Genomic DNA, 744 nt, shown 5'->3' with positions numbered 1-744 from the left:
CGCGCGCCGCGACGAGCAGCCTGAACCGTGCGGACCAGGCGATGGGTGATGTGGCCGGTGACCGTTGGGCGAATCGCTCGCCCGACCTCGGGAGGAGCACCATTCCGCGATGACGATGACGACGAACGACACCTACGAGCGTCGCTCGTACGGGCTGTGGCAGAAGCCCCGCAGCGCAGGACTTTTCGGCCTGCGCTGGGAGGAGACCGTGCTCGGCTTCGCGGTGGTGATCACGGCGCTGATCACGGCGATGGTCGGCGGCTTCAAATGGGGCCTGATCGTCGGCGGCACCGGCGTCTTGATCATGGTTCCACTGGTGTGGCGGACCGGGGGCCGCTCGGGCTACGAGACGGGATTGATGATGTTCAACTGGATGCGCTCGCGCAAGAACGGCGAGCACGTGTACCGGGGCGGCCGGTTCTCCCGGATCCCGGGCGGTGTCACGCGGTTGCCCGGCCTGCTCGCGCCGTCGAAGCTCTACGAGGGCATCGACGCGGGCGGCTACAGCTTCGGCATGATCCACCTGCCGCAGTTCGCCCAGTACACGGTGGTGCTGCGGGCTTGGCCGCAAGGCCACGAGGCCGTCGACCAGCCGGTGATCGACCGCTGGGTGTCGGCGTGGGGCACCTTCCTCGCCTCGGTCGGCCAGACCAGCGACATCGTCGCGGTCGTGCCGGTCATCGACACCGTGCCGGAGACCGGAAACCGTTTGCTCACCGAGGTTTCCACGATCACCCGGCCGGA

1 protein-coding gene is annotated in these 744 nt (G+C 68.3%); it reads left to right on the top strand.

Going from position 1 to position 744, the window contains the following annotated elements:
- Positions 1-109 precede the first annotated feature (109 nt).
- A partial coding sequence (locus ON39_RS20000; RefSeq protein WP_373283709.1) for an SCO6880 family protein occupies positions 110-744 on the top strand: 635 nt, incomplete at its 3' end.

Source organism: Nocardia tenerifensis NBRC 101015, from assembly GCF_000308715.1.
In the GTDB taxonomy this organism is placed as follows: Bacteria; Actinomycetota; Actinomycetes; order Mycobacteriales; family Mycobacteriaceae; genus Nocardia; species Nocardia tenerifensis.
This window is presented reverse-complemented; position numbering and strand designations above follow the sequence as displayed.